This is a genomic window from Dermacoccus abyssi, assembly GCF_003515945.1.
Classification (GTDB): Bacteria; Actinomycetota; Actinomycetes; order Actinomycetales; family Dermatophilaceae; genus Dermacoccus; species Dermacoccus abyssi.
This window is the reverse complement of the sequence record NZ_QWLM01000011.1, coordinates 23,443-45,589: the sequence shown is the minus strand read 5'-3', so window position 1 is coordinate 45,589 and position 22,147 is coordinate 23,443. Positions and strand designations below refer to the sequence as shown.

The 22,147-nt window shown below is 67.7% G+C and carries 23 protein-coding genes and 1 riboswitch; of the genes, 16 read left to right on the top strand and 7 right to left on the bottom strand.

Features of this window, described 5'->3' with window-relative positions:
- Positions 1-80: 80 nt before the first annotated feature.
- Complete coding sequence (locus D1832_RS10050) at positions 81-845, top strand: ABC transporter permease (protein ID WP_052946911.1); 765 nt, start codon at positions 81-83, stop codon at positions 843-845.
- Between the two features lie 78 nt (positions 846-923).
- On the opposite strand, the gene D1832_RS10045 is transcribed toward D1832_RS10050, so the two are convergent.
- The gene (locus tag D1832_RS10045) at positions 924-1,103 is read right to left on the bottom strand and encodes a hypothetical protein (RefSeq protein WP_118913757.1); all 180 of its coding nucleotides are present in this window, start codon (positions 1,101-1,103) and stop codon (positions 924-926) included.
- A 248-nt stretch (positions 1,104-1,351) separates the two neighbouring features.
- A complete protein-coding gene (locus D1832_RS10040; RefSeq protein WP_118913755.1) occupies positions 1,352-2,827 on the bottom strand; it encodes a UDP-N-acetylmuramoyl-L-alanyl-D-glutamate--2,6-diaminopimelate ligase in 1,476 nt (491 codons plus the stop codon).
- Positions 2,828-2,970: 143 nt separating this feature from the next.
- On the opposite strand from D1832_RS10040, the gene D1832_RS15155 reads away from it, so the two are divergent.
- The 4 genes from D1832_RS15155 (at position 2,971) to D1832_RS10020 (ending at position 6,300) form a co-directional block, all read left to right on the top strand.
- Positions 2,971-3,444, top strand: coding sequence for a hypothetical protein (locus D1832_RS15155; RefSeq protein ID WP_147362673.1), 474 nt, complete (start codon positions 2,971-2,973; stop codon positions 3,442-3,444).
- 231 nt (positions 3,445-3,675) lie between these two features.
- Positions 3,676-4,338: an ABC transporter ATP-binding protein gene (locus D1832_RS10030; RefSeq protein WP_118913751.1), complete on the top strand. Its 663-nt coding sequence runs from the start codon at positions 3,676-3,678 to the stop codon at positions 4,336-4,338.
- Positions 4,331-5,773 (top strand): DUF6297 family protein, encoded by a 1,443-nt coding sequence (locus tag D1832_RS10025; protein ID WP_118913749.1) that lies wholly within the window; start codon positions 4,331-4,333, stop codon positions 5,771-5,773. Before D1832_RS10030 ends, D1832_RS10025 begins: the two co-directional genes overlap by 8 nt.
- A gap of 132 nt (positions 5,774-5,905) precedes the next feature.
- Positions 5,906-5,971, top strand: a riboswitch (guanidine-III (ykkC-III) riboswitch).
- A gap of 14 nt (positions 5,972-5,985) precedes the next feature.
- Entirely contained in the window at positions 5,986-6,300 is a 315-nt protein-coding gene (locus tag D1832_RS10020) for a DMT family transporter (protein WP_118913748.1), read from the top strand.
- 96 nt (positions 6,301-6,396) lie between these two features.
- Here the strand turns inward: D1832_RS10020 and D1832_RS10015 are convergent, their stop codons facing one another.
- Positions 6,397-7,470, bottom strand: a complete 1,074-nt coding sequence (locus D1832_RS10015) for a 3-hydroxyisobutyryl-CoA hydrolase (RefSeq protein ID WP_118913746.1) — start codon at positions 7,468-7,470, stop codon at positions 6,397-6,399.
- 94 nt (positions 7,471-7,564) lie between these two features.
- On the opposite strand from D1832_RS10015, the gene D1832_RS10010 reads away from it, so the two are divergent.
- On the top strand, positions 7,565-8,473 hold the full coding sequence (locus D1832_RS10010) for a glycerophosphodiester phosphodiesterase family protein (protein ID WP_241510965.1): 909 nt from the start codon (positions 7,565-7,567) through the stop codon (positions 8,471-8,473).
- A 110-nt stretch (positions 8,474-8,583) separates the two neighbouring features.
- Here the strand turns inward: D1832_RS10010 and D1832_RS15830 are convergent, their stop codons facing one another.
- The 4 genes from D1832_RS15830 to D1832_RS09995 form a co-directional block, all read right to left on the bottom strand.
- Positions 8,584-8,742, bottom strand: a complete 159-nt coding sequence (locus tag D1832_RS15830; protein ID WP_241510964.1) for a hypothetical protein — start codon at positions 8,740-8,742, stop codon at positions 8,584-8,586.
- 5 nt (positions 8,743-8,747) lie between these two features.
- A complete protein-coding gene (locus D1832_RS10005) occupies positions 8,748-9,134 on the bottom strand; it encodes a VOC family protein (RefSeq protein ID WP_241510963.1) in 387 nt (128 codons plus the stop codon).
- A 191-nt stretch (positions 9,135-9,325) separates the two neighbouring features.
- Entirely contained in the window at positions 9,326-9,643 is a 318-nt protein-coding gene (locus D1832_RS10000) for a hypothetical protein (protein WP_118913742.1), read from the bottom strand.
- Between the two features lie 176 nt (positions 9,644-9,819).
- Positions 9,820-10,089, bottom strand: a complete 270-nt coding sequence (locus tag D1832_RS09995; protein WP_118913741.1) for a hypothetical protein — start codon at positions 10,087-10,089, stop codon at positions 9,820-9,822.
- 229 nt (positions 10,090-10,318) lie between these two features.
- Between D1832_RS09995 and D1832_RS09990 the strand changes: the two genes are divergently transcribed.
- The 10 genes from D1832_RS09990 to D1832_RS09945 all read left to right on the top strand — a co-directional run bounded on the left by D1832_RS09990 (position 10,319) and on the right by D1832_RS09945 (position 22,006).
- Positions 10,319-12,439, top strand: a complete 2,121-nt coding sequence (locus tag D1832_RS09990; protein WP_118913739.1) for a hypothetical protein — start codon at positions 10,319-10,321, stop codon at positions 12,437-12,439.
- Positions 12,427-12,789 carry a hypothetical protein gene (locus D1832_RS09985; RefSeq protein ID WP_147362672.1) on the top strand — a complete coding sequence of 121 codons (363 nt, stop codon included), beginning with the start codon at positions 12,427-12,429 and terminating at the stop codon, positions 12,787-12,789. The genes D1832_RS09990 and D1832_RS09985 overlap by 13 nt, the downstream gene beginning before the upstream one ends.
- Positions 12,790-13,272: 483 nt before the next feature.
- On the top strand, positions 13,273-14,853 hold the full coding sequence (locus D1832_RS09980) for a class I SAM-dependent DNA methyltransferase (protein ID WP_118913870.1): 1,581 nt from the start codon (positions 13,273-13,275) through the stop codon (positions 14,851-14,853).
- Positions 14,850-15,959, top strand: coding sequence for a restriction endonuclease subunit S (locus tag D1832_RS09975; RefSeq protein WP_182434748.1), 1,110 nt, complete (start codon positions 14,850-14,852; stop codon positions 15,957-15,959). The genes D1832_RS09980 and D1832_RS09975 overlap by 4 nt, the downstream gene beginning before the upstream one ends.
- Positions 15,960-15,968: 9 nt before the next feature.
- The gene (locus D1832_RS09970) at positions 15,969-19,163 is read left to right on the top strand and encodes a type I restriction endonuclease subunit R (RefSeq protein WP_118913868.1); all 3,195 of its coding nucleotides are present in this window, start codon (positions 15,969-15,971) and stop codon (positions 19,161-19,163) included.
- On the top strand, positions 19,160-20,026 hold the full coding sequence (locus tag D1832_RS09965) for a TIGR02391 family protein (RefSeq protein ID WP_118913734.1): 867 nt from the start codon (positions 19,160-19,162) through the stop codon (positions 20,024-20,026). Before D1832_RS09970 ends, D1832_RS09965 begins: the two co-directional genes overlap by 4 nt.
- 55 nt (positions 20,027-20,081) lie before the next feature.
- Entirely contained in the window at positions 20,082-20,546 is a 465-nt protein-coding gene (locus D1832_RS09960) for a hypothetical protein (RefSeq protein WP_074039598.1), read from the top strand.
- Positions 20,547-20,592: 46 nt separating this feature from the next.
- The gene (locus tag D1832_RS09955; RefSeq protein WP_118913732.1) at positions 20,593-20,970 is read left to right on the top strand and encodes a helix-turn-helix domain-containing protein; all 378 of its coding nucleotides are present in this window, start codon (positions 20,593-20,595) and stop codon (positions 20,968-20,970) included.
- A gap of 2 nt (positions 20,971-20,972) precedes the next feature.
- Positions 20,973-21,368 (top strand): hypothetical protein, encoded by a 396-nt coding sequence (locus D1832_RS09950; protein WP_118913730.1) that lies wholly within the window; start codon positions 20,973-20,975, stop codon positions 21,366-21,368.
- Positions 21,369-21,574: 206 nt separating this feature from the next.
- Complete coding sequence (locus D1832_RS09945; protein ID WP_241510962.1) at positions 21,575-22,006, top strand: ATP-binding protein; 432 nt, start codon at positions 21,575-21,577, stop codon at positions 22,004-22,006.
- Positions 22,007-22,147 lie beyond the last annotated feature (141 nt).

Genomic DNA, 22,147 nt, shown 5'->3' with positions numbered 1-22,147 from the left:
CGTGCGCCATCTGGCGTCGCAGTGTCTGCACAGTCTCGCCTCACTGGCCGACGGGGGGCGAACGCGGCCAGACTGCACGGGTGACAACAGGTTTTGGCTGGCACGTCGTCGTCGCGATCGTGTGCCTGCTCCTCATGATCCAGGTCGGCTACCGGATGTCCGGTGTCCGCCTGTCGCGCACATCGCTTATCGCAGTGGCCCGCGCCGCCGTGCAGTTGACGCTGGCCGCGCTGCTCATCACGGGCGTCGTGAAGTACCTCTGGGCGTCCATCGCTGCGGTTGTCGCGATGTTCCTCGTCGCCGTCCTCACGACGACGAAACGCTCCGGAGCCACCGATCATCGCGCCCGCGTGGCCGCGGCCATCGCCATGGCGTCAGGGCTGCTTCCCGTGCTCGTCATCGTCGCGGCGGCCGGCGTCGTGCCGCTCAAGGGCGAGTCGATCATCCCCACCGCGGGCATCGTCATCGGCAACGTCATGAGCGTGCACACGCTCGTTTCGCGTCGCGCCTTCGACGGCCTGCGCGAGGAGAAGAACCAGTACGAGGCGGGCCTCTCGATTGGTCTGCTGCCCAAGGACGCGATCGCGCTCGTCATCGAACGGCGCCTGCCCGAGTCGCTCATCCCCGTGCTCGACCAGACCCGGACGGCCGGCATGGTGACGTTGCCCGGCGCCTTCATCGGCGTCATGCTCGGTGGCGGTTCGGCCGTTCAGGCCGCGACGGCGCAGGTTGTCGTGTCGACGTCGATCCTCGCGGCTCAGGCCGTGACGTCGGCCGTCGAGCAGAAGATGATCTGCGCGCGCCGCCTCTTGCCGCCTGAGCTGCGCGAGTCGCTCCTCGACTGAACCCCAGCGTCGCAGCGAAGGCACGAGACCCCGTCACACCAGCTGGTGTGACGGGGTCTCGCGGTTGGTTGCGGGCGATCAGTGCGCCGTGGCGAGGCGGCCGTAGTAGGCCGGGATGCTCTCGCGACGCTCCTTGCGCACCGGGCGGTTGGCGGCGAAGAACTGCGTGCCCCAGGTGGCGAGGGTGGCGACGAAGGCGATGACGCCGATGGCGCTGATCGTCATGAGGGCCCAGAAGACGGTGGTGATGTTGTCCATGATGTTTCTCCTTCGAAAAGTTGTGTGCGCGAGGTGTTGAGACAGGCGCTGGAGGCTTTCCCACATCTGCTTTCTACATCTGTAGCGCCTCGATGTCTTCGACACTACGCCTGTAGTGAATCGGGTGCAAGTCGAGGCGGTGTCTCGTGCATCACGTTCATGGAAACCCGATATTTCGGGGCACAGGACGACGAAGGGCCGGTCCCGCGCAGGAGCGCGGGCCGGCCCTTCGTGGTCGTTCTCGGATGTCAGCTCTCGGCGAGCAGCTCGGTGACGACGGTCGTGTCGTGGAAATCGACGTCGCCGTCGGGCAGGTGCTGGACGCGCTCGTGGCCCTTACCCGCGACGACGACGATGTCGCCCGGGCGAGCCTGCGCCAGCGCCTGGCGGATCGCCTCGCGGCGGTCGAGCACGACCGTCGTGTCAGCCGCGTCGGCGCCGGCCATGACCTCGTCCGCGATGGCCTGCGGATCCTCGTCGTAGGTGTCGTCGTTCGTGATGATGTTGACGTCGGCCAGGCGGCTCGCGACCTCACCCATCTTGGGGCGCTTGGCCGGGTCGCGGCGTCCCGCTGCGCCGTAGACGCAGATGACGCGGCCCTCGGGGGAGATGACGTCGCGCGCCACGTCGAGCACGAGCTCGAGGCCAACCTCGGTGTGGGCATAGTCGACGACGACCTCGAAGCCCTTGTCGGTGGCCGCCGCCACGCGCTCGAAGCGGCCGGGCACCTGGCCCATGTTCTTCACGGCGTCGACGAGCGTGTCGAGCGGCATGCCCATCTCAAGGGCAATCGCGGAAGCGCCGGCGACGTTGTGCACGTTGTAGTCGCCGAGCAGCGGCATCTGCAGCTCGATGCGTCCCGGCGCTTCGCGGCCGTCGAGGAACGTGGCGGGCGTCGTCAGGGTGAAGGCGGTGCCGCCCTCGCTCGGGCGGGCGTCGCTGATGCGGTAGTCGGCCTTCTCGCTCACGCCGAAGCCGAGGGTGCCCGGCACCTCGGTGACGATGCGGGCGCCGTAGGCGTCGTCCACGTTCGTGAGCTTGGGGCCCTCGGTCCACTCGAAGAGGCGGCGTTTGGTGAGGAAGTAGTCCTCCATCGTGCCGTGCAGGTCGATGTGGTCGCGCGTGAGGTTCGTGAACAGCGCTGTGGCGTAGCGGGTTCCGGCCACGCGCTGGAGGTGGATGCCGTGTGAACTCGTCTCGAGGACGACGTGCTGCACGCCTGCGTCCCGCATGCGCGCGAGGTTGCCCTGCACCTGCGGCGCCTCGCCCGTGGTGCGCACGGCAGGCTCGCGGTGGGTGCCGACGACGATCTCCGCCGTCGTCAGGAGGCCCGTGTGCTCCTCGCCGTACGCGGCGGAAAGGATGCCGTGCAGCACGTAGCTGCTCGTTGTCTTGCCGTTCGTTCCCGTGATGCCGTAGACGACGACGTCGTGGCTCGGGTGGCCGGCCGTCGCCGTCGCGAGGGCGGCCAGGGCAGCGCGCGCGTCGGGCACGACGGCGGTGGGTGCGCCGTCGACGTCACGCTCGGCGACGACGAGTGAGACACCGTTGGCCATGGCCTGCGGCACGAACGTCACGCCGTCGACGGTGAACCCGGGGACGGCGACGAACGCTCCACCGGGGCCCGCGGCGCGCGAGTCGTGGGTGACGGCGTCGATGCCGTCGACACCGTCGGGGATCGACGTGCCGAGGATCGTCTCGAGTTCTGCGCGGGTCACAAACACCGTCCGAGATTAACAACGCGGAATCTCGCCTGGACGGACGCCGCGCGGGCGTACGCGGAGCGGCGCGGGCATTGATCGTCGCTGACGGAGGAACGGTTCGTCGACGCCGAACGTCTCAGAGGCAATGCCCCGAGGAGCCCACCATGAATCCGTATGAGCCCAACCATCAGTACCCGCCGCAGTATCCGCGCTACCCCCACCAGCAGGCGTACGGACAGCACCCTTACCCGTACCCGGGAGCGCAGCCGTACCCGGGCGCTGGACCGTTGGCTCATCCCGGCTTTGTCAACCCACCTCAGGGGCCTGACGGTGGTACACGATTCGCCCGCGGAGTCGGCTACTTCCTCGTCTGGGTGCTCGCTCAGGTTGTCGGCATCTTCGGTCTCTACACCGTGCTGGACTGGTTGCCGGACGACGTGGTCAGCGACCACGGTGGCGGCCTCGGCTGGCTGGCCTTCGTCGCCTTCATGGCTGCGCTGCCCCTCGCCGGTATCGGCCTGGTCGCCGCCATCGTCGTGGCAGCGGCGGCCCGACGTTCACACATGGTGTGGTTTGCCCTCGTCTCGTTCGGCATCCTCGTGCCGCTGCACGTGCTCCCGCCGCTCCTGCTCAGCTGAATATCCGCCGCTCCCCGAGGTGACGCGCCGCACCCGAGCTCATTCGGCCGAAGACGAGTAGTTTCACGCTCGTTCGTCGAGTCGTGGATCGACAGGGTAGGTCGTCCCCGGATGGCTCTGGTGGCGACGCCTGCTGGCCGTTGTTGACCTGATCTGTGCCGGGCCACAGCCTGGGTGCGGATGCGGGTGGCATCCCCGTGACAGGCTGGCCCCATACCTGTCAGGGAGGGAATGGCTGTGCTTGAGGTCGAGTCGTTGCGACGTGCGTTCGGTGGCGTCACCGTCGTCGACGATCTGACGTTCACCCTCGCCGAGGGTGAGGTCTTCGCACTCGTCGGCGCCAACGGTGCGGGCAAGACGACGACGCTGCGGTGCATCGTCGGGCTAGACGAGCGTGACGGCGGCTCGGTCCGTTGGGACGGTGCCTCGCTCGACGAACGTGAGCCGGCCACCCGGCGCGACGTGTGCGCCCTCCTCGACGACACGGCCTGGTTCCCCGACCTCACGGTCGCCGAACACCTGGCCCTCCTCGCCCGAGCACACGGAGAAGAGGCGCACGTCATCGTCGACGCCCTCGACGCTCTCGGCCTCGCCGATCTGGGCGATCGGATGCCGGCGACGTTGAGTTCCGGCCAGACCCAACGCCTGCGCCTCGCGCAGGCTCTCGTACGGCCGTGGCGGTTGCTTGTCCTCGACGAACCCGAGCAGCGCCTCGACGTCGACGGTCGCGAGTGGCTCGGTCACTACCTGAGGGCCTGCGCCGACGAGGGCCGTGCCGTCCTCATGGCGAGCCACGACCGCAGACTGTGCGATCTCGCCGGGGCGCGCCTTCTCGATGTCGAGGCTGCGGGTGAACCCACGATCGAAGGCGTGGTCGAGGACACCGATGGCTGAGTCCGACGTCCTGCGCGACGCCCGGGCCCGAAGTCGGGAGACCCGAACGACCACGTGGACCCTCGTGTACGGCGGGGTCCTCCTCGTCGCCATGATCTGCGCGATGGCGCTCGCAGTGGTCCACGAGGCAGCCGGATCGCTCACCGCAGGAGCGTCGTGGCTGCCGTACGCCGTCGCCCTCGCGTGGAGTGCCGGCCTGCTCGTGGCCTGCCTGACGTTCGGCCCCGCTCACGCCCCGCCTGCGACGGCCGTGTGGCTGCTGCCGTCACCGATCGACAGGGTTTCGTTGCTCAGGCGTGCCCTTGCCGTGACGCTCGTGCTCGCCGCGGCCCTCGGTGCGCTCGGTGGTCTGACGACGGCGCTCGTGAGCGGCGCAGAAGACAAGGTCGTCGCGCTCGTTCCGCTGGGCGGCCTCGTCGGAGTGGCCCTCCACCAGCTGGCGCTCCGGGCGCAGGCGCGAGGATCTGTGCGCGTGGTCCGAACGGGCGCGGCGCTGACGGCGGCAGCTGTGGCGCTCGTCATCACGTCCGGGCGCCGTCCCGGGATGACATGGGGCATCGCGAGCTTCGCGCCGTGGGTCGCCGGGGCGGCGGCGATCGTTGCTGCTGCGGTCATTCTTGTGTCGCTGTTCCGGTGGCCGACATGGCTGCGCAGGGTGAGCGCACCGAGCTTGCGTACGGCGGGCGACGTCGTGGACACCGCAATGAGGGGCGCGGTCATGCTCGACCCGAGCGCCTTCGCGGTGCGCGACGCCCGACGGGCGGGCCGCCGTCGGGGCCGTGCCACGAGCGTCGGCGTAGTTCGGTTCCGGCACGGCTCGGCCGTACTCGACTTCGTCGCCCGGGACGCCGTGGCCGCTCTTCGGCGCGGAGGAACGCTGCTCGCCAAGGCCTCCTGGATGCTCGGAGTCTGGGCGTTCGGGGCGATCTTCGCGCCTGCGTTCGGGCATCGTCCCAGCGTGGTCGTGGCGGCCGTCGTCGTCTGGGGTGCGGTCGCGGCGGCCGGGCAGGGTCTCGCGACGTGGCTCAGCTCGTCGTCGTTGTGGCGCCTCGTCCCCACGCGCCCGCAGGCGGTGACGGCGGCGCTCGCCGTCACTCCGCTCGTCGTCGGCTGGATCGTTGCGACGGCGGCGCTCGCCGGAGCCGGGGTCGGCGCTGCCGACGCCCTCGCGTGGGGTGTGTTGCTCTCGGCCGCGAGCGTGGCCGGCGTGGCGCGCCGCACCGACCCGCCACCGGTGAAATTCGGCAACGCCGTCAGCACGCCGATGGGCGATCTCGAGCTCGGCCTCACCGCGGCCCTCCTGCATGGCCCGGACGTCGTCGCACTGTGCGTCGTCATCGGCATGATCGTCGGGCCGTACGCCGGGTGCCTCGCGGCCGTCGGATGGATGGTCCGTGTCGTCGTCACGGCCAAGCCGGGCGGCAAGCGACGCTGAGTCCTCCTGTGTCGAGGTGTGAGCTCTGGCCCGGTCTGTGACCGGCGCAGCTCACAGGTCGGGCCGCACCTCACGAACCGGGCCGGAGCTCACACCGCGTTGGCCCGCCGTCACGGGGTTTGAGAGGCTGGAGGTGACCCCGCGATCGTCGGGGCCCGGACGAGGGAGCCGTACCCGGAACGCGACAAGACGGCCATCGGGAGTGATGAACGATGGCATGGGTGATTCTCGTGGTTTCCGGTGCGATGGAAGCGGTCTGGGCGACAGCACTCGGCAAGTCGGAGGGCTTCTCGAAGCTCGGCCCGAGCGTCGTGTTCGTCATCGGATGCGCGCTGAGCATGTTCGGCCTGGCGGTGGCGATGAAGTCGTTGCCGGTGGGCACCGCGTACGCCGTGTGGGTCGGCATCGGCGCCGTGCTCACCGTGGCCTACGCCATGGCGACGGGCGACGAGCCCGTCTCGATCGCCAAGATCGTGCTGCTGCTCGGCATCATCGGCTGCGTCATCGGCCTCAAGGTGCTCCGCTGAGCCCTGCGTGATCTGGCGCCTCATCTGTGTGCAACGGCCCGGTCTGTGAGCAGCGCTGCTCACAGACCGGGCCGTTCGTCACAGCACGAGAAAACTTCAGGCGAAGAGGCGTGCGACCTGCTCGTCGGTGATGTCGTCGAACGACTTCTGCGACCACTTCGGCGAGCGGTCCTTGTCGACGAGCTGGGCGCGTACGCCCTCGACGAAGTCGCCGTGCTCGACGAGGCCGCGGGCGAGGCGCTTGTCCTGCTCGAGCACCTCGTGCACCGAGTCCATGGCTGCCGCACGGCGGAGCGCCTCGAGCGTCGCCGCGACGGACAGGGGCGAACGCTGCACGAGCAGGTCGGCCGCCTCGCGGGCTGCGTCATCATCGGAATCGCGCAGGTGCGCAAGGACGTCCGACGGTGTGCGCGGCTGCTCACCGGCGCCGAACGCGTCGTCGATCCACGCGCGGTTGGCCTCGAGGGACGCGTTGCCGTTCGTCGTGAGGCCGGCGACGGCGTCGTCGCGGGAGGCACCGTCAGCGAGGCGTTCGAGCACGGTGGGCCACGACGTCGAGTCGATGACGACGTCGGAGAGCGCGACGTAGCAGGAGTCGTGCCCGTCGACCGTTGTGCCGGTGAGCGCGAGGTAGGCGCCGGTGCCGCCGGGTGCGCGCGAGAGGAGGTAGAGCGCACCGACGTCGGGGAAGAAACCGATGATCGTCTCCGGCATCGCGACCTTCGTGCGCTCCGTCGCGACGCGCAGACCGGCGTAGGAAGAGATACCAACGCCGCCGCCCATGACGATGCCGTCCTGGTAGCTGACGACGAGCTTCGGGTAGTCGGCGATGGCCGCGTTCATGCGGTACTCGCGCTCGAAGAAACCGAACGTGCGCTCGTGCTCGCCCTCGAGGAACGCTTCCCGGACGCCGCGCACGTCGCCGCCCGCGCACAGGCCGCGTTCGCCGGCGCCTTCGATCGTCACGGAGGTGACGGAGTCGTCGTCGCGCCACGCGTCGAGGCACTCACGCACGGCATCGACCATGTCGGTGGTGAGCGCGTTGATCGCCTTGGGGCGGTTGAGCATGATGCGGGCCAGCGAGCCGGTGCGCGCTGCGAGCACCTCGGGCGTGCTCGTGGGGGCGAAGCCGGCCGCGGCAAGTTCTTCGGAGATCTCCTGGGTGCTCATGAGGCTCCTCGTGAAATCGTGGGCGTGTGCCGTCGCCGTCACCCTAGTGGGCGGGCGGTGCGCCCGGTTCGCTCCTCGCGGAAGGATGATCGACGTGCCCGTTCAGCCCCAGCGCCCGGCATTGACGACGCCAACGAAGGTGCTCGCGCACGGGTTTCGGGCGGTACGCCCGCCTGTCGAGCCACTCGACATCCCGACGCTGACGGGCCGGCCGCCGCAGGTCGTCGCGCACCGCGGGGCGTCGCACCACGAGCCGGAGCACACGCTCGAGGCGTACGAGCGGGCCATCGAGGTGGGGGCCGACGCGTTGGAGTGCGACGTGCGGCTCACCGCCGACGGGCACCTCGTCTGCGTCCACGACCGCACGGCGAAGCGGACGTCGAACGGCACCGGGGCGATCAGCGCGCTCGAGTTGGCGCGCCTGGAGGAACTCGACTGGGGTTCGTGGAAGGCGCGCGTCGGCGCGGACGAGCTGGAACTGGCCGACCGGAACGCCTCGAAGATCCTCACGCTGCGTCAGCTGCTGCGGACGACGCTGGCCGCCGGGCGCCGCGTCGATCTCGCGATCGAGACGAAGCACCCGTCGCGGCACGCGGGGAAGGTGGAGGCCGAACTCGCGCGGGTCTTGGCGGATTTCGGGTTGGACACGCACGACCCGGAGCGCACGAACGTGCGCGTCATGTCGTTCTCGCTGCCGGCCGTCACGCGACTGACGCGGCTCGCGCCCGAGGTGCCGCTCGCGTGGCTCATGGAGGGCGTCATGCCGCAGCGCATCCGTGGCGGACGGCTGCCGAGCGGCATCTCGATCGCGGCGATCAGCGTCGGGATGCTGCGCCGCAACCCGGGTCTCGTCGCCGAGCAGCACGGCCGCGGCCACGAGGTGCACGTGTGGACGGTCGACGAACCCGACGACGTTCTGCGCTGCCTGCGCAACGGCGTCGACGCGATCATCACGAACAAGCCCGCGGAGGTCCTCGCCGCTCGGGCGGCGTTCTACGGGTGAGCCCCACTCGCGCGAGATGTCGCGCACGTGGGGCTCAACAGGGGTGAGAGTTCCCCACAAGCGCGGGATGTCGCGCGAGTGGGGAACCTTGGGTCCGCGGTCCGCTGACCTCAGTCGCGGGGCTTCGGCATCCAGACCTCGGCCTCGGAGTCGTCGGGGTAGTAGTGGCCGCCGGGGATCGTCTGCAGCTCGATGAGCATGCCCCACGGAGCCTTGACGTAGACGCTGCCGTTGCCTTCGGAATCCTCGTAGCGGCTGTTGCCGTGCACCTCGCTCAGCGCCTCGCCGCCCGCGTCGACGAGACGGCGCAGCGACCCTTCGATGTCGTCGCAGTAGAAGCTGATGTGGTTGAGGCCGAAGTCAGCCAGGCCGGCCGCTGCTCGCCGCTGATCTCGAACACCTCGAGCCCCGGCCCCTCGCCGATGACGAACATGCGCTGACGGTGGATGGCCGCGCCGCGCGGCAGCCCGAGCTGACGCTCCACCTCGGCGCCGCTGCGTGGCTCGTCGTCGGTGCTCAACCCGTCATAGGCCACCTTCGCGCCGAGACCGTCGACGAAGAAACGCGTGGCGGCCTCGAGATCGGGCACGGTGACGCCGATGTGCTGGGTGCCGCGGGGCAGGGGGTGTGATGTGGGTGCGCTGGTGTCGTGGTCGCTCATGTCGTCGACCGTAGGCCCGAGCCGCGCATCCTGCACGCTTCTGTCCAGCTCGGCGGTCGTGAAATCGAGCGAAATGGGCGGATACGAGCGGCTGAGCGCTCGAAGTCACCCATTTCGCTCGGATCCGTCGCGGCGCCCGGGGCTCTCCTTGTGCCGACGGCAGATTCGGCGCAGATACGGAGTCTGGGGCGTCAATCGCGCAGGGCCATGTACGCGTCCGCGATGAGCCGAACCTCTTCGACGCTGAACGGGACGCTGACGTACCCGTCGTCGATGGTCACACCCATGTCACGCTGTGCCGCTCGGATGAAGAAACGTATGGCGGAGTCGCCTTCGACTTTTGCCCACCCGGCAACGAGCGGGCTGGCGGACAGTGCGGCATGGCTCGTGAAGAGCGGGATGACGGTTTGGTCGTTGACCTTCGCGGTCAGCAAGTCGTTGTCATCGCGGGCTGCGGTGACGAGGAGAGTGGCGAGGGTGGCGGGCTGGTTGAAGGGTGCACCGTTCACGGAACTGTTCCTTGTCTCGAGGAGTGGAATGCTGGGTGTGAGTGAGTCTGTCTGCCGGCACCGACAACGTGGGCAGCAGGAAGAGGCAAGCGTCTGTGTGTTCCCCGGAATCGGTGGTTCGAAATCGCTGCGAGGGGCGCGGCGACAATCGTGATGCACGGATGGCGCGCGCATCGTCAGGCAGCGGGGAGTTCGCGCATCGACGTCAGGTGGAACCCCTGGCACATCGCGCAGCCGTAGATGCGGCTCTCGCGACGACGGGTGTCGTGGCCGGCCAGTTCGGCGAAGTGGCGGGCTGTCGCGGCGCTGTGTAGGGCGCTGACGGCGGCGACGTGATCGCGATAGCGGATCTTGCCGCTGTCGCAGCTGCGGTCGGGATGCTTCTTCGCTAAGTGCCGCGGGGCACGGCGGGTGGTGCGGATGTGGGACGGGGTGCGGCGGCTCATCGTCAGCTCTCCTTCGTTCGGTGCGGGTGGTGCGTCGTGTCCCCACCATCAGTCCCCGATGCGAAAAAAAGGAACCATAAACGCGATAAGACCACTTATCGCACACTTCATATGAGAGCGAGATCAGCCCCGTAGAGTCTGTGCCGAGGGGCGACCGCAGCCGCCGCGTCGGTCAGCTGTCGCCACCAGCCCCCGGAGAACCGCCTGAGACCCACGAGAGGAGCCATCGATGCCTGACACCCTGACGATGCAGCAGGTGGCCGACCTGGCGGGCGTCCGACGAGCCGTCGTGTCGATGTGGCGATCGCGCTACCCCACGACCGAGGGTGGGTTTCCCGCCCCTGTTGACGCGCGCTCGCTCACGTTCAGCGCCGACGCGGTCGGCGAATGGCTCACTCGTACGGGCCGCGGCAACAACCCGGACGCGGCGGTCGATGCGGCGCTGCATTCCTCTCGTTTCGCGACGATCCGTGAGCATCTCGACGCCGCGTCGGGTCTGCTGCTCCTGCAGGCCCTCACCGGCGAACTCCTCGCCGACCTCGACGCGGAGACGGCGCTCGACGCCATTCTGGACGCGCAGCTGCCGGCGTTGCTCCCGACGCGCGAGACGCTCGCGGCTCTCGACGACGCAGCCCTCGTCGCCGACGTCGACACCCTCGCTGAAGCCGGCTACGGCGGTGAACGCGTGCTGTGGCGGCTCGTCGCGGCGGAGCACGCACCGGGCGAAGCCTTCGCGGAGCACTCGCTCACGGTCGACGCCGCCGCGATGTTCACGTCGCTGCTGCGTGCGGTGGCGACGCCCGACCATCACGTCGTCCTTCACGGACAGGGCGCGCTGGCGCTGCTGACGCAGGTCGCGGCGGACATCCCCGCCGACGGAACGTCATCCCTCGGCCAGGGCACCATGCTGCTCAACGCCGGGCTGAGTGTGCGCGAGAAAGGCGCGGAGGTGCCACCGGCCCGGGCCTCGGCTGCGTCACGCCTGGCTCTACGCGCCTTCGCCGCGAGCGGGATCGAGACGACGGGCACTGACGCAGGCGACAACCTCCACGTCATCGTCGAGAACCGCGCCGACGCGCATGCTGCCATCACGCTGTTCGAGAAGGTTCGTGCCGTCTCCCATGACCTTGCAGATCGCGACGTGGCCCTCGTCCTCGCCCCCGCCGATCTTCTCGTCGGCACCCTCGGCGAGGGATCGAACCTCGACGAAGCCCGCCGCGAGTGCTTCAACATCAGCCAGGCCCAGCGGGCGGTGTCACGTCATCGTCAGGAGCAGCGAGCCGGCCTCGCACCGGATTACACGCTGCCGCTACGCTACGTCGCCACGCTGCCGAAGGGGATGCTGCGCGCGACGGGTCGCCGCCGCCTCGCACTGTGGGCACTGGCCCCGAACACTGACGACACGCGCCCGGCTTTCACGACGTATGGCGACCACGCGAACCACGCGTTCGGCCCTGGTGAGTGCGATGCTCTTGCTGCTGATGTCGCCGCCGCCTGTTCGGGTGATCGCGCGACGCACGCGTTCTTGCGGGCGCGTCATCGCGCGACGTGCAACCTGCTCGACGAGTCGTCGCTCGTCATTCCGCCCGGCGTGCGCGAGCCGCGTGACGGCGGTGAGGTGCTCGCCCAGGCGTGGGGTCACGAGAGCCGCGCCGGCGCCCCGTTGGCGCCGGGCGTCGACCTCGTCTCCGCGGGGTTGGTTGCCGCCCAGGCGCCCAAGACCTGGGCTGACATCCTCAGCACGTGGGCGAGCGTGCGTCGCGGCCACCGCGTGCCGGACGAGATCATCGCGGCGACGCGAGGCGCGCTCGTCGACGTCATCGGTGCTGACGAGGTGCGGGGCCTGCGCGCGGTCGGTGCGCGGCGCGTGGATCGTCTCGAGGTCGAGCGTGTCGTGCCGCAGGTGCGCTACACCGAACCTGGGGACGTCGTATTCGTCGCCGTTGAGCGGCCGGCCGCGATCGTCGACGAGCGGGGCGGACGTGTCGTGCAGACACCGGCACGCATCCTGCGACCTCGAAGTGGCGCGCTCGACGGTTTGCGCCTGATCTCGGCGCAGGCCGTCCTCGACATCAATGCTCAGCGCGGCGTCGACACCGCCGGTTGGCACCTGCATCTCACGCCGGCCGAGCAGGCTGACGCAGCGCAGCGTGTCGCGACGACGGTGGCCGTGCGGCGACGGGCCTTGCGCGACCAGCTCACAGCGCTCGACGCCTACGAGACGACGGTGCTCACCGGCATCGCAGAAGGCGTCCTGCACGCCGAGGTTGCGACCCCGACTCGTATGCATGACATGCAACAGGAAGCAGTGACGACCCGGAACGAGGAGTCCAGACGATGTCGAGAGTGAAAGTTCGTGAGGAGTTCACTACGTCGGATGGCATCGTCGCAGGCTGTGTTCTGGTGGCCATCACAATTGCGATGCTGATGTTCGCTTCGATGAGCGTCGGTTACTTATGGCGACTCCATTTTCATGGCGGTCGAATGAACGACGGTGCTTTGAGCTGCCTCATCGCGGTAGGCACCTTGTTACCGATGTGCATCGTCACCTGGCGCCTGGTGCGAACCGAGCGGTTTTGGAGCGCTTCACCGCACCCCACGCCGGGGGAAGTTTTGAAGGAGTGGCGGGAGGGTGTTCGCGCACCCATCGTTGTCGGGGCTGCCTTGCTGCTTCTTCTTCTCATCGCGGGGGGCGAGTGAATGGGGCGAGGGCAATGTTCCTCGGGCAACCGTTCTATCTGTCCTAGGCGTGCTTGGTGTGGGCGCCTTGGCAACCCTTCCTGGTGCATGGATGGCTGCTCGCAATGCCGCCGCCGATGTCCCCGAACACTTCACCCTTGGAGCATCGCGGCAGATCAAGACTCTCGTCACCCTGTGCAGCTTCGGGATCGTGTGGGCGGGATTCGCGTCAGTATCGGCACCTGAACCACCATCCATACCGCAAACGCCGCCTAGCTATTGCTACTCCCACCAGCGCGTTGAGGGCCTCATCCGCGACGGGCTTCATTCGGCTGATTCCGGCCCGTTGGTGAGTGAAGGTTCTGTGGTGCCCGAATCGTACTGTTTCACGGCCCCGTTGCCTTCACCGACCCGTAACTAACCCCCCCCATCATCAAACTGGCACTGTTGCCAGCCATCTCAAGGAGAGACCCCGTGACCCCACCCAAGGCCAAGGCCGCCGCGATGGCGACGTCCTCGAAGAAGGAACTGCACGACACGCTGTGGAAGGCCGCGGACAAGCTGCGCGGCTCGATGAGCGCGAGCCAGTACAAGGATGTCGTGCTCGGCATCGTCTTCCTCAAGTACGTCTCGGATGCGTTCGAGGAGCGCCGCGAGCAGATCCGTGAGGAGCTGGCGGGTGAGGCGGAGAACTTCGTCAGCGACACGCTCGAAGACCCCGACGAATACGTCGGCAACGGCGTGTTTTGGGTGCCGACGAACGCGCGCTGGAGCTTCATCGCACGTCACGCCAAGGGCATGGAGGCTGCGGGCGGGCAGGAGAGCAAGAGCGTCGGCAAGCTCATCGACGAGGCGATGGCGACGCTGATGAAGCAGAACGAGTCGCTGCAGGGCACGCTGCCGACGATCTTCGGGCGCGACAACATCGACCAGCGTCGCCTCGGCGAACTGATCGACCTGTTCAACTCGGTGCGCTTCACCGGCGAGGGCGCGACGAAGGCACGCGACCTGCTCGGTGAGGTGTACGAGTACTTCCTCGAGAAGTTCGCGAAGGCGGAGGGCAAGCGCGGCGGCGAGTTCTTCACCCCGCCGGTGCTCGTGCGCACGCTCGTCGAAATTCTCGAACCGCACTCCGGGCGCGTGTACGACCCGGCGTGCGGCTCGGGCGGCATGTTCGTGCAGGCTGAGAAGTTCCTCGAGCGGCACAAGGAGGATCGCGACGCGATCGTCGTCTACGGCCAGGAGAGCATCGAGGAGACGTGGCGCCTGGCGAAGATGAACCTCGCCATCCACGGCATCGACTCCCAGGGCCTTGGCCCGCGGTGGGGTGACACGTTCGCGCGCGACATCCACCCCGGTGTCGTCGCCGACTACGCGATGGCGAACCCGCCGTTCAACCAGAAGGACTGGACACGCAACACCGAGGACGCCCGCTGGAAGTACGGGGTGCCGCCCGCGCGCAACGCGAACTACGGGTGGATGCAGCACATCCTGAGCAAGCTTGCGCCGCACGGTGAGGCGGCCGTCGTCATGGCGAACGGCACGATGGCGTCGAACAGCGGCGGCGAGGGCGACATCCGCAAGGCGATGCTCGAGGACGACGTCGTCTCGTGCATGATCGCGATGCCCGGCAACCTCTTCCGCGGTACGGCCATTCCGGTGTGCGTGTGGTTCTTCGCGAAGGACAAGAAGGCCGGTACTGCAGGCGCGAACGATCGTCGCAAGCAGGTGCTGTTCATTGATGCCCGCGAGGTCGGCCACATGGTCGACCGGGTGGAGCGCACGTTCTCCGATGACGACATCGCGCGCATCGCGAACACGTTCCGCACCTGGCGCGGCCGCGCATCGGCAGACGGCGAGTACGAGGACGTGCCCGGCTTCTGCAAGAGCGCGACACTCGACGAGATCCGCGCCGCCGACTACGCGTTGACGCCCGGCCGGTACGTGGGTGCCGCGGCGGCCGAGGAGGATTCAGAGCCCATCGACGAAAAGATCGCCCGCCTGACGACGGAACTGACCGCCGCACTCGACGCATCGGCGCGCCTCGATGCAGTCGTGCGCGAGGAGCTGGGGAGGCTCGCGTGATTCAGACGAAAGCTCGACTGGGCGACGTCGTTGACTTCAGATATGGGCAGGGTTTGCCTGCGTCCGCGCGAGTTGAGGGGCCGGTGCCAGTCTTTGGTAGCGGTGGACTCGTCGGAAGACACAGTGAAGCGTGTGTGGTGGGTCCGGTTCTTGTGCTCGCCCGTAAGGGCTCCATCGGGGCGATCTACTGGGTGCCCAGCAACGCTTATCCCATCGACACGACCTACTGGGCGGCGCCTGGGGCTGAGGTGGATAAACGATGGCTGTATTACTGGCTGCACACAGTGGACTTCCGGGGCTTGTCATCCGGCTCGGGTGTTCCCTCCTTGCGGCGGGACGACTTGAATGACTTGGAAATTAGTCTGCCTCCCAAGCGTCAACAACAGAAGATCGCCGAGGTGCTGGGGGCGCTGGACGACAAGATCGCCGCCAACCGTCGCGCCGCACAGACGGGGCGTGAACTCATCCTTGCGCAGTGGTCGCGCCTTGTGAGCGACGCAGAGGAAACGCGGGAGTGGAGCACGTTCGTCGAGACGAACCCGAAGGTTCCGGCCGTCAAGGATGGGACGGCGCCGTATCTCGACATGAAGAACCTGCCGGAGAACGGCCTGCTCGTCGAAGAGTGGGGTGAACGGCCGCCGCAGGGGGGCGCGCGCTTCCAGAACGGTGACACGTTGTTTGCCCGCATCACGCCCTGCTTCGAGAACCGCAAGCACGGTTACGTCGACTTCTTGGACGACGGTGAGGTCGGCTACGGCTCAACGGAGTACATCGTCTTCCGTGCCCGTGAGGGTGTGTCCGCAGCGATCCCGTTCGTCGTCACGGCTACGGCGGACTTCCGTTCGTTCGCGGCTCAGCATCGCACCGGCACGTCCGGGCGTCAGCGAGTTCAAGCCCCAGACCTTGTCTCATACGAGGCTGCATGGCCCGGCGACCTGAGGGCTGTCGAGTTCGGTGCCTTCGCCGAGCCCCTCATCGCGCGTCTGGGCGCAGCCCGCGACGAGAACCGGGTCTTGGCGAAAACCCGTGATGAGCTGTTGCCGCTGCTCATGTCGGGCAAGATCACCGTCAGGGATGCGGAGAAGCGTGTGGAAGGGGTGGTGTGAGTGCCGGTCATGACTGAGGCCGATTGGGAGCAGCTCGTGCTCGATCAGCTCGGCGAGTTGGAGTGGCAGCCGAAGCACGGCAAGGAGCTGGCACCCGGCTCGAAGGAGCGCGAGTCGTGGGCCGACATCGTCCTGCACGGCACGCTGAGTCAGAAGCTGCGCGACCTCAACCCCGGGGTGCCTGAGGAGTACCTGCAGCAGGCGAAGGCGGAGGTACTCGCGCCACAGTCGCAGGACGCGCTGGCGGAGAACAAGCGCCTGCACGACATCCTCATCCGCGGTTACGCGGGCATCACGTACGTCGACGACGAGGGCCGCGAGCAGAGCCCGACGATCCACTTCATGGCTCACGGCGACGTCTCGAAGAACGCCTACCTCGCGGTGCAGCAGGTGACCATCCGCAGCCGTGAGCGCGAGCGTCGCTTCGACGTCGTCCTCTACGTCAACGGCCTGCCGCTCGTCATCGTCGAACTCAAGCAGGCCGCCGCGAAGAACGCTACGGTGGAGGGCGCCTACGACCAGTTGCAGACGTACCTGCGCGAGTTTCCGATGGCGTTCCGGTTCTGCGCGTTCGTTGTCGCGAGCGACGGCATCAGCGCGAAGTACGGTACTCCGTGGACGCCGTACAACCACTTCGCGCCGTGGAACGTCGACGAAGAGGGCCACCTCATGGAGTTCGGTGAGACCGACCTCGACGGGGAGGCGACGACCGAACTCGACCTCACGCTGACGGGCCTGTTCAACATCGACCGGTTCGGGCAGATCATGCGCGACTTCATCGCGTTCGATCAATCCGAAGAAGGCCTCGGCAAGCGCATCGCCAAACCCCACCAGTACTTCGCCGTGACGAAAGCCGTCGCGTCCACCATCAACGCCGTCGAAAGTGACGGCCGCGCCGGCGTCGTCTGGCACACGCAGGGCTCCGGCAAGTCGATGGAGATGGAGCTCTACACGGCCAAGGTGATGCGCCACCAGCGCCTCGCGAACCCGACGGTCGTCGTCATCACCGACCGTCAAGAACTCGACACCCAGCTCTTCGACGGGTTCCGGGTGAGCGCCCTGCTGCCGGAGGAACCGAAGCAGGTGGCCTCGCGCGACGAGCTGCGGCGCCTGCTCAGTGAGCAGCTGACGGGCGGCATCTACTTCACGACGCTGCAGAAGTTCGGGCTCACCGACGACGAGAAGAAGTCGGGCTCCGATCATCCAATGCTGTCGGATCGGCGCAACATCATCGTCATGGCCGACGAGGCGCACCGCAGCCACTACGGCAGCATCAACGGCTACGCGCGCCACCTCAAGGGCGCGTTGCCGAACGCGACGCTCATCGCGTTCACCGGCACGCCCATCGCCGATGGTGAACGTGACACGCGCCAGGTGTTCGGCGACGACATCGACGTCTACGACCTGCACCGCGCCGTCGCGGACGGGGCGACGGTGCCCGTCGCGTTCGAACAGCGCCTCATCAACCTCGCCCGCGTCGACGACCTGGGCGACGAAGAGCTGGACGAACAGGCCGAAGAGCTGTCCGCCGGTCTCGATGACGCCGACAGGAGGCGCATCCAGCAGAGCATCGCGAAGCTCGACACGATCTACGGCTCCGACGAACGTCTCGAGACCCTGGCCGCCGACTTCGTCGCGCACTGGGAGACGCGCCGCGAGCTGATGGCGCCGTTCATCGGCGGCCCAGGCAAGGCGATGATCGTGTGCGCCACCCGCCCGATCGCGGCGCGCCTCTACTCCAAGATCATCGCGTTGCGCCCCGAGTGGCATGATGACGCCGACGACAAGGGCGTCATCAAGGTCGTCTACACGGGCGCGCCCAACGACCCGCCGGAGGTGGCCCGCCACCTGCGTCGCCCCAGCGCGGTGAGCGCCGTGAAGAAGCGCCTCAAGAACGCCGACGACCCGCTCGAGATCGTCATCGTCAAGGACATGATGCTCACCGGGTTCGACGCGCCGGCGTTGCACACCCTCTACATCGACCGTGCGCTCAAGGGCGCGCTGCTCATGCAGACGCTCGCGCGCGTCAACCGCACCTACCGGGGCAAGAAGGACGGGCTGCTCGTCGCGTACGCGCCGCTCGCGGAGAACCTGTCGAAGGCACTGGCGGAGTTCACGCGCGATGCCGAGGCGGCGGGCGACAAGGTCGTCGGGCAGACATCCGACGAGGCGGCCCAGATCGTCTTCGACCTGGTCGCGAAGGTGGACGACCTCGTCGCGTCGACGGGCGTCGACTGGCGTGCGCTGGCCAACGACGGCACGCACCACGCGTACCACGCGGCGGCACTGACCGTCGTGAACGCACTGCGCTCGCCGCTGACACAAGGCAATCAGGTGGCCGACGACCCGGATGCGCGGCCGCTGGCCGACGAGTTCCGCGGTCTCGCGGCGAAGCTCGCGCGGGCGTGGGCCTTGGCTGCGGGCGCCCCGGGCGTCGAGGTGGCGCACCCGCAGGTGCGGTTCTTCGACGAAGTGAGGGGGTGGATCGCGAAACTCGACGCGTCGGAGCGCGTGGCGAACGGTGAACCGATCCCCGAGGAGATCCGCCTGCAGCTCGGCAAACTCGTCATCGACTCGACGGAGGCGACGGGCGTCGTCGACATCTATCGCGCGGCCGGGCTGGACCTGCCGATGCTGTCCGATCTCTCGCCGTCATGGGTCGAAGAGGCGGCCCAGCCCGACCGGGCGCAGCTCGCCATCGAAGCGTTGAAGGCCCAGCTGCTGGAAAAGGCGCGCGAGGCGACGGCCGGTAACGAGGTGCGCTCGAAACTGTTCAGTGAGCGCGTCAAGGAGCTGATGTTCAAGTACACGAACCAGCAGCTGACGTCGGCCGAGATGATCGCCGAGCTCGTCGAGCTGGCCAGGGAGGCCGCGGCCGAGGGGCGGCGCGGTGAGAGGTTCTCGCCACCGCTGGAACATGACGAGTTGGCGTTCTACGACGTCGTGGCCGAGAACGAAGCCGCCGTCGACGTCATGGGCGACGACGTGCTCGCTCAGATCGCGCGTGATCTGGTGGCCGCCATGCGGCGCGACACGCGCATCGACTGGACGGTGCGTGAAGACGTGCGCGCGAAGTTGCGCACCACCATTCGACGACTGCTGCGCAAGTATGGCTACCCGCCGGACGAGCAGCCCGAAGCCATCGTGAGAGTCATGCAGCAGATGGAGACCCTGGCCCCGAAGTATGCGGAGGACGCGCGATGAGCACCTACTCGGCTGATTATTTGCGACGACTCATGGTTTCCGTAGACAAGTTTTCTGAGGCCTTTGAGGCCTGGGCCGAGACCCAAGTTGAGGCGACTCATATGGGCGCGCGGGGGATTTTTCCCACGGCTTGGACGAAGGAGGGCCAAGACCCTGTTGAGGTAGCGAAGCTGGAACTCGAGGTCGCTGAGAAATCGGGTGCGGCGTCGGTGGCCACGAGTGTGACGGGTAGTTACATCGTCGTTCAAGGCATGGGCGCGCTGGATCCAATTGCCAATTGGTCATTCATGACAGCCCCGAAATCACCGCTTACGCCCAGGGACGTCAGGATGACGGTCGCCAACGTTCGTGGGCGCCTTAAAGCTATGTTGGATGACGCTGAGGCTGACACCCCCGGGGGTCTCCCTGCATTCAGCCCCGCTCTGTGGCACCCAGTCGTATGGGGCGCGGCAGCGCCACAATGGGTAATCCATCAGTATCGGGTCGCTGTAGCGGAGGGGGCTGAGTCGCTGACCCACTACTGGAAGACGCGGCTGGGTAGGCAGGACGCTGACGCCTCGGTCTTTTGGCAAGAGACTCTCAACGCATCTGTCGGGGCTCGACCAGGAAGACCGAAACTCGTCCCGCCAGGTGACCCCGCAGCAAGGACGACCAGGTCACTCAAGGCCGGTTTGCAGGATCTCGGGCCCGCGCTCCAGCAGCTTGCCAAGGGTTTGAACTTGGCAGTGCGAAATGTTGCGGCGCATGAGCGCCAGGAGCTGTCGGAGCAGGACGCGATGGAAATGCTCAGCGCCTATAGCATGTTCGCGCGAATGTTAGACCAGTGCGAGGTTGAATTCGCGGACGAGGGCGCCGAAGCCTGAGGCGCTTGTCGGTGGCGGGTGGCACTCTCGGGATCATGATGAGTGAAGGTGCCGGATGAGGCTGGCGTGGCCGCCCGGAGTGCGGTCGACGCGTGACGGCGCCGCGATGTGGGTGACGCCGGATGTTGCTCGAGCAGACCCTGGCCTGCGCGAGATGCTGGCGTCGCTGCCGCCGGCGGTTCGCGCCGACCTGCGCGCCCAGATCAAGCGCAAGCGCGACCGGGCGTTGGAAGGCACATTGCAGTTCTGTCCCTGCGGCCCGTCGCAGAGGGGATGCGCGCATGACGTCAAACAATCCGTGCGGCGGCCACTCGTGCTCGAGATGCGGTGGAAGAACGTCATCGACGAGGACGGTGCTCACCTGGCAGCCCGGCTGTATTTCACCGAGCCCGAGCACCTCGATGAGCTCACCTTCCTGACGTTCCGGGCCAAGTACCCCGACACAGCAGGGTGGCGCGCAGCCCAGAACGGGCACATGGACGAGGCTGAGGCGGTACGCCTCGCGCATTTCAGTTCATGAGTCATACTGGGGCATATGACTCTGAGTGCATACGTGGGGGTGTGTGATGGATTTTCTCGATGACATCTTCGGGCCAGAGACGGACGAGGATCGTCTCGCCGAGCGCAACCTCGTGCACGAGGAGGAGTGGCTGAGCCGCCTCGTCGAGCTGCGCAAGGGGAAGAATCTCTCCCAAGGTGACGTGGGCGAACGCATGGGGATCTCGCAGAGCGGTGTCGCGCGCATCGAAGCAGGAAACCGCGATCTCCACCTGTCATCGCTGCGTCGCTATGCCATCGCCGTGGGCGCAGAGGTGCGACACGTCGTCAACCCTGCCCGCCCGACGTTGACCGTCGACATCGAGCCCGAAGATGCCGCTCCGGTGGTGGGAGTGCCTCGTGCGCGACGCGATGCCCGCACCATGATCTTCGCCGTGGGTGGCTGACCGTGCTGATCGCCGGGGTCGACGTGGAGCTGCGAGCGGTGACGGTGTTGAGCACCAGCGCGGCCGTGAAAGCTGACGACGAGCTACCCGAGTGGGCTCCTCTCGCGGGCAAGATGAGTGCGAGTTTCGACGCGGCCCACTTCGAGAAGGCGGCCCGGGTTCGTATCGACATCACCGCCACCGAGGACGACGGCATGTGCGCCGTTCGCGCTGAGCTTCTGTGTGAGTTTGCAGGGCCGAATGATGAGAGTTTCGCTCCGGATTGGCCCGAATCCGACGCTCGCGGCGCCCTCGATGCCGTGTGGCCCCACGCCCGCGGAGCCTTGCAGGCGGCAGCGTTCAGCATCGACCAGCGACTGCCGCTTCGGCGACTGCCTCCAGAACCGCACAGCCATTGACACCGAGGCCGGGACGCCAGCTCCATCCCCGGCCGGTATGTGACGTCGAGCGATATGGGTGAATCCGAGCGCTCTGCCGCTCGAAGTCACCCATTCCGCTCGTATCCGTCGCGGCGCACCGCACGGTGCCCACCCCAGCCGCACGTCCGTTGACATCTGTGGCAAGGTGGGCGAAAGTGCGCCACGACGGCGCCTCAACGAACCACATGACGAGGAACCACATGTCGAGCGATGCCCGCGTCCGCACCGTCCGCCTCGACTGGAGCCTGGAGTCGGTGCCCAAGATTCGCCACGCGATCGTCGACGACCTCTCCGACGGCACCATCGAGGACGACATCATCAGCGAGTGCGAGATGGTCGTCAGCGAACTCGTCACGAACGCGATCCGCCACGCCAAGCCCCTCGCCGACGGCAGCATCCGCGTGCACTGGAAGGTGCGCGCGCCCCGCGTCGAGGTCGAGGTCACCGACGGCGGCAGCGACGACGTCCCCGTCCCCAAGCCCAAGGCCGAGTGGGTCAACGCCGGCCGCGGGCTGCGCATCGTCCGCTCCCTCGCGCACGAGTGGGGCGTCACCGACGAGCGCAACGGCCGCACCGTGTGGGCCAGCCTCGGCGGCCCGAGCCGCCGCCGCGCCTGACGCCCGCCTCCGCCGCCAGGCCGACTTCCTGGCCGGGGCACTTGTCTCGATCTGGCCGCGATATATCGCCCCCGGATCCACACAACGTCCCCGGACACCACGGGTCGACGCCCACCCATCAGCCGCTGATACCTCGCGCGA